The sequence below is a fragment of the Salipiger sp. genome, assembly GCF_059781815.1.
The window spans coordinates 1-6,484 of sequence record NZ_JBYNAH010000268.1 but is presented as its reverse complement, the minus strand read 5'-3'; the positions used below and the strand labels follow the sequence as shown (position 1 = coordinate 6,484).

Sequence of the window (6,484 nt, the reverse complement as noted above, 5' to 3'; positions counted from 1 at the left end):
ACCTGCGGAGCCCATCATGGCGAGACCGAAGTCCCGTCCGATCTGGCCAACGTCCGAAAGCGCATCCTGCAATTTCTCGTCGTTGAGCGAGATCTGCGAGCGTTTCAGGGCAGTGGTCATGTCGAACTGCGAGGCCAAGATAAACTGAGGCTGTCCCTTGGTGTCTTTTAACCGTGACATAAAAACGTAGTTATGAAAGGCGCTTCCGTCCTTGCGATAATTCAGGATCGGAAACCGCCCGCTGTCCTCGCCCTTACCATGCACGAAGTCGTGCAGCGGCTGCCGCGCGGCCTCGGTGGTATCGGGGCCCTGAAGGAAACGGCAGTTGTGGCCCACGACCTCGTCCTCGGAATAGCCGGTCAGCTCGCAGAACGCCTTGTTCACCACGAGCAGCGGCGCATCGCCTCCGACGGCGGACATGGCAAGCGCGACGCCTGACTTCTTGATGTAGTCGTGCAGCGCCGGGGGAAGGTCGAGCTGAGGGGTCATGGCCGCATGATGAGGACGACGGAAACGATCTACAAGAAGATGACCCTGTCTTCCGTAGAGGCAAGGGTAATAATTGCGCGCGTCTGTTTCCTTTCGGTCGCCGACGGCGGCGCGGGTGTCAGCCCAGCTCGAGCGTCGCCACGGCGTAGAGCAGGTCGGCCCCGAAGACAGGCGCGCCGCGATACATGCGCGCGGTCTCGAAGCCTGCGGCAAGGCCCAGCTCGCGGCAGATGCCGGTGAGCGTGCGGTCCGAGGCGGGCACGTCGATCGAGACGGGGGCCGCGCCCGTGATCGTGGCGGCGGCCTGCAGCAGGTTGCGCGCCTGCACGTCCGAGCGCGCCACCAGCGGGCCGATCTTGTAGCCGTCGCGGCATTCGCGGACCACGACCATGCCGGTGCCGTCGGCACTGATGAAGCCGTGCCGGGTCGGGGTGGGGCGGAACCACTGGGTCAGGAAACGCGGCTTGGCGACCCCTGAGGCCACCGCCTCGAGCTCGATCATCCGGCCGATATCGGCGGCATTGGCAGGGCGGGTGTCGGCGGCAGGGCCTTGGCTCAGCGGGCCGGTGTGGCGCACGGTCGAGCCGACCAGCTCGAAGCCGCTCTTGATGTAGTTTTCCTGCTGCTCGGGCACCCCGTCGAGCCCGACGGTGCGCTCGCCCGCATGGGCCATGGCGGTCTGCCAGAGCTCGTAGGCGATGCCCCGCCCGCGCGCCTCGGGGGCGCAGATGTAGAGGCCGAGGAAGGCATAATCATCGGTGTGGTTGACCACCGAGATCGCGGCGAGGATCTTTTCGTCCTCGACGGCGATGAAGAAGCCGTCCGGGTCGGCGGCGTGGAACGGGGCGGTGTCGTCGAGCCCGGGGTTCCAGCCCTCGGCGGCGGCCCAGTCGAGCACGAGGCTGAGATCGGCGGCGGTCATGCGGCGGTGCGTGACGCTCATGCAAGCGCATCCTTCAGTGAGAGTGAGCCCGGAGGCGTCTGGCGCAGATCGAGCAGCGACAGCAGGTCGACGAGGTGACTGGACATCAGTTCTTCCGCCGAAACGCCATCGCCGCGGGCCAGCGCCTCGATCAGCGCGTCATGGGCGTGGCTTTCGCACAACGCGTTCTGCCGCCGCCAGTAGAGCGCGATGACCAGAGATGAGCGCGAGATCAGCTGCCGGATAAAATCCTCGATGGTGTCCTGATCGGCGATCTTGGCGATCTGGATGTGGAATTCGCCCGACAGCATCAGCGCGCGGCCGCTGTCGCCCTCGCGCATGGCGGCGTGCTCGGCATCGATATGCTCGCGCAGCAGCGCGATGTCGGCGGGCGTGGCGCGTTCCGCGGCCGAGCGCGCGGTGCGCGGCTCGAGCAGGGCGCGGGCCTCGAACACCTCGCGCGCCTCGCGGATGCTGGGGCTGGCGACAAAGGCGCCGCGGTTGGGCTCGATGCTCACGAGCTGCTCATGCGCGAGCATCTGCAACGCCGCCCGCGTCGTGGTGCGGCTGACATCGAAGATGCCGCCCACCTCGTCCTCGCTGAGCTTGGTGCCGGGGGTCAGGCGGTGGCCATGGATGGCCTCCCGAAGCCGGTCGGCGATGTCCTCGGCCCGGCTGCGTCCGGTCGCGCTTTTGGTCTGCTTTGTCACACTCGTTCTCCGTGAGTCGGATCGTTGTGTGCGGGCCGGCGAACTGCAAGGGGTGAGGATTGAGAACAGAATTGTATACAAAATAAGCCGAAATTTTAGACAATGTCTTCGCGCATTGGGCGAAGATTTTGGCATTCGCGGTTTCCGGTCGGTGCGTGGTCGGAAGAGTCTTGGGCGGAGGGCGCGCGATGGCACAGGCTCGGTGCAACAGGGGAGTGCCCATGAAGTCGGATCTCAAACTCGTCAACGTCACCAAGCGCTACGGCGAGACCGTCGCGGTGAAGGCCATCAACCATCACTTCCGCAACGGCTCCTATGCATGTCTGCTGGGGCCGTCGGGCTGCGGCAAGTCGACGACGCTGCGGATGATCGCCGGGCACGAGTCGGTCTCCGAAGGCTCGATCGTGCTTGACGGGCGCGATGTATCCTACCTGCCGCCGGCCAAGCGCGGCACCGCGATGATGTTCCAGAGCTACGCGTTGTTTCCGCATCTCAGCGTCGCCGACAACGTCTCGTTCAGCCTCAAGATGAAGGGCGTCGACGCCACCAAGCGCCGCACCCGCGCGATGGAGATGCTCGAGCTGGTCGACATGGCCAAGCTCGGCGACCGGCTCCCGGCGCAGCTTTCGGGCGGTCAGCAGCAGCGCGTGGCGCTGGCCCGCGCGCTGATCACCGAGCCGCAGGTGCTGCTTCTCGACGAGCCGCTCTCGGCGCTCGACCCGTTCCTGCGCATCCGCATGCGCGCCGAGCTCAAGAAGCTCCAGCGCGAGACCGGCATCACCTTCATCCACGTCACCCACGGGCAGGACGAGGCGCTGGCGCTGGCCGACGAGATCGTGGTGATGAACAACGCGGTGATCGAGCAGGCGGGCCCCGCGCGCGAGATCTTCGACGCGCCGCGCACCGCCTTCGTGGCGAAGTTCATCGGCGCGCACAACGTCATCGCGCTGCCCGAGGGCAAGGTGGCGCTGCGCTCGGACGCAATCACGCTCACCGAGGCGGGCACGGCAAAGCTGTCGGGCCAGATCACCTCGATCGAGTACCAGGGCACCCATGTCGCACTGACGGCGATGGTCGCCGGCGAGCAGGAGGTCACCGTCCTGCTCACCGACAAGGAATTCTTCGGGGCTCCGAAAGAAACAGGCGAGGCCATCGGCCTCGCGTGGGATGCGCAATCTGCGCATGCGCTTTCGGCCTGAAGAACAAGGTCATAATAAAACAGGGAGACTGAAACATGACCACGATTTCCAAGGTTCGCTACTCGCGGCGCTCGCTGCTCAAGACCGGCGGTGCCGCACTTGCCGCCTCGGCGCTGCCGGCTCCGATGGTCTGGGGCCAGGAGACCAAGAACATCACCCTGCGCCAGTTCGGCACCGGCGTGTCGAACCTCAACGAGGTGGCGCAGAAGGTGAAGGAAGAGCTTGGCTTCACGCTCGAGATGACGGCGCTCGATTCCGACAGCGTGACCCAGCGCGCGGCCACCCAGCCCGACAGCTTCGACATCGCCGATATCGAGTACTGGATCTGCAAGAAGGTCTGGCCGACCGGCAACCTGCAGGCAATGGATACCTCGAAGATCGCCAACTACGACAAGATCGTCGGCATCTTCAAGGACGGCAAGCTGACGCCGGAATCGACCATCGCGCAGGGCACCGCGCCGCACACCGTGGGCTTCGTGCCGGAGCAGGGTGCCACCACCTTCGCCGATGAGCCGACCCAGTGGATGACCCTGATCCCGACGATCTACAACGCCGACACGCTGGGCATCCGCCCCGACCTCATCGGCCGTCCGATCAGCAACTGGTCCGAGCTGCTGAACCCCGAGTTCAAGGGCAAGGCCTCGATCCTCGACATCTCCTCGATCGGCATCATGGACATGGCCATGGTCTGCGAGTCGATGGGCGAGATCCAGTATGGCGACAAGGGCAACATGACCCGCGAGGAGATCGACGCCACCTTCGCGATCTTCACCGAGGCCAAGCAGAACGGCCAGTTCCGCGCCTTCTGGAAGACCTTCGACGAGAGCGTCAACCTGATGGCCTCGGGCGAGGTGGTGATCCAGTCGATGTGGTCGCCGGCAATCACCGCGGTCAAGTCGCGCGGCATTCCCTGCGTCTACCAGCCGCTGGAAGAGGGCTACCGCTCCTGGGGCGGCGGCATCGGCCTGTCGAAGTCGCTCTCGGGCATGGAGCTCGATGCGGCCTATGAATACATCAACTGGTACCTCTCCGGCTGGGTCGGCGGCTTCCTGATGCGTCAGGGTTACTACTCGGCGGTTCCGGAGACCTCGAAGGAGTTCATGTCCGACAACGAATGGGGCTACTGGTTCGAGGGCAAGGAAGCCACCGGCGAGATCACCTCGCCCTTCGGCGACGTGCTGGCGCAGGCCGGCGAGACCCGCGACGGCGGCTCGTTCTACGACCGCATGGGCTCGGTCGCCTGCTGGAACGCCGTGATGGACGAGAACCAGTACATGGTTCGCAAGTGGAACGAGTTCATCTCCTCCTGATCCATCCCAAGCAACGACTTGCCCCGGCCGTCCTCCCTTTCCGGCCGGGGCCCTTTGACCCATCGGACACGCGTCATGACGGCTGAGACCGACACCCCCACCGCCCCTTCCGCGGCCCCCGCCGCCCGCGCCGGACGCAGGCTGCCCGCCGGGCTGGTGGCCTGGCTGCAGGCCGCACCGCTGGCGCTGGTGCTGGGCGCTTTCCTCGTCCTGCCGATCATCATGATCGTCATCGTCAGCTTCTGGGGCGCGACCGAGTACTCGATCTACCCGGCCTTCCAGTTCGACAATTACGAATTCTTGTTCAGCTCGCCGGTGACCTACAAGGTCTTCGTCAACACCTTCAAATACGCCCTCATCACCTGGGCGCTGACGCTGCTCATCGGCTTCACCGTGGCCTATTTCCTGGCCTTCCACGTGCGCAGCCTGACTTGGCAGATCGCGCTCTTCCTGCTGTGTACGATCCCGTTCTGGACCTCCAACATCATCCGCATGATCTCGTGGATCCCGTTTCTCGGGCGCAACGGCATCGCCAATTCGACGCTGATCTCCTGGGGGGTGATCGACGAGCCGCTGGAATGGCTGCTGTTCAGCGATTTCAGCGTCATCCTCGCGTTCGTGCACCTCTACACGCTGTTCATGGTGGTGCCGATCTTCAACACCATGATGCGCATCGACCGCTCGCTGATCGAGGCCTCGTACGACGCCGGCGCCAGCGGCTGGCAGACGCTCTGGCACGTGATCGTGCCGCTGACCAAGCCCGGCATCATGATCGGCACGATCTTCGTCATCACGCTGGTGATGGGCGACTTCATCACCGTGCGCTTCATGTCGGGTTCGCAATCGGCCAATGTGGGCCGGCTGATCTCGAACGATATCGGCCTGCTGCAATACCCCTCGGCGGCGGCCACGGCGGTGGTGCTGCTGATCACCGTGCTCTTGGTGATCGGCATCCTGTTGCGCTTCGTCGACATCCGGAAGGAGCTCTGAGATGGAACGTCGCCCCCGGTCCTTCTATATCCTCGCCGCGTTCTTCGCGCTTTTCATCCTGTTCCTCTACGGCCCCACCATCACCATCGCGATCCTGAGCTTCCAGGGTCCGCAAGGTGGCCTGACCTTCCCGATGCAGGGCACCTCGCTGCACTGGTTCCGCGACCTGTTCCAGGAGCAGGCGGTGGGCGATATCTGGGGCTCGTTCCGGCGCAGCTTCGTGCTTGGCCTCATGGTCATGGTGACGACCGTGGTGGTCTCGGTGAGCGGTGGGCTCGCCTTCCGCAAGCGCTTTGCCGGCTCGGCGGTGCTGTTCTACCTGATCATCACCTCGCTGGTGATTCCGTCGATCCTCGTCTCGCTCGGCGTCGGGCTGATCTTCTCCCAGGCCGGGCTCAAGGTGCACTGGGCGAGCTCCGGCTTCGGCTCGCAGCTCACCTGGACGCTGCCCTTCGGCCTGCTGATCATGTTCGCCGTGTTCAACCGTTTCGACAAATCCTTCGAGGAGGCCGCCCGCGACCAGGGCGCCAGCGCCTGGCAGACCATCCGCCACGTGGTGCTGCCGATCATCGCGCCCTCGCTGATCGGCGTCGCGCTGTTCGGCTTCACGCTGAGCTACGACGAGTTCGCCCGCACGCTGCTCACCGCCGGCAGCTACAACACCCTGCCGCTCGAGATCTTCGGGATGACGACCAACGTCACCACGCCGGTGATCTTTGCGCTGGGCACGCTGACCACCGCCTTCTCGCTGGTCGTCATCGGAGCCTTCCTGCTGACCGTCTGGCTGATGGGCCGCCGCCGCGCGCGGCAGGGCTCGGATGCCGGCAAGGGCCTGGTCTGAGGCCGCGCCGTGTCGATCGTCTT

General features: G+C 65.0%; 7 protein-coding genes. 4 read left to right on the top strand and 3 right to left on the bottom strand.

The window, feature by feature from the left end:
* From AC6RA4_RS22315 to AC6RA4_RS22305, 3 genes are all read right to left on the bottom strand, one after another.
* Positions 1-489 (bottom strand): PAS domain-containing protein (locus tag AC6RA4_RS22315; protein ID WP_500164047.1); only part of this gene is annotated, 489 nt, incomplete at its 3' end.
* Between the two features lie 118 nt (positions 490-607).
* Positions 608-1,432 carry a GNAT family N-acetyltransferase gene (locus AC6RA4_RS22310; RefSeq protein ID WP_500164045.1) on the bottom strand — a complete coding sequence of 275 codons (825 nt, stop codon included), beginning with the start codon at positions 1,430-1,432 and terminating at the stop codon, positions 608-610.
* Positions 1,429-2,121, bottom strand: a complete 693-nt coding sequence (locus AC6RA4_RS22305) for a GntR family transcriptional regulator (RefSeq protein ID WP_500164043.1) — start codon at positions 2,119-2,121, stop codon at positions 1,429-1,431. Before AC6RA4_RS22305 ends, AC6RA4_RS22310 begins: the two co-directional genes overlap by 4 nt.
* Before the next feature lie 221 nt (positions 2,122-2,342).
* Between AC6RA4_RS22305 and AC6RA4_RS22300 the strand changes: the two genes are divergently transcribed.
* The 4 genes from AC6RA4_RS22300 (at position 2,343) to AC6RA4_RS22285 (ending at position 6,461) form a co-directional block, all read left to right on the top strand.
* Positions 2,343-3,320: an ABC transporter ATP-binding protein gene (locus tag AC6RA4_RS22300; RefSeq protein ID WP_500164041.1), complete on the top strand. Its 978-nt coding sequence runs from the start codon at positions 2,343-2,345 to the stop codon at positions 3,318-3,320.
* Between the two features lie 44 nt (positions 3,321-3,364).
* The gene (locus AC6RA4_RS22295) at positions 3,365-4,630 is read left to right on the top strand and encodes an ABC transporter substrate-binding protein (RefSeq protein WP_500164048.1); all 1,266 of its coding nucleotides are present in this window, start codon (positions 3,365-3,367) and stop codon (positions 4,628-4,630) included.
* Between the two features lie 75 nt (positions 4,631-4,705).
* Positions 4,706-5,620: an ABC transporter permease gene (locus AC6RA4_RS22290; protein WP_500164039.1), complete on the top strand. Its 915-nt coding sequence runs from the start codon at positions 4,706-4,708 to the stop codon at positions 5,618-5,620.
* Between the two features lies 1 nt (position 5,621).
* Positions 5,622-6,461, top strand: a complete 840-nt coding sequence (locus AC6RA4_RS22285) for an ABC transporter permease (protein WP_500164037.1) — start codon at positions 5,622-5,624, stop codon at positions 6,459-6,461.
* Positions 6,462-6,484: the final 23 nt, after the last annotated feature.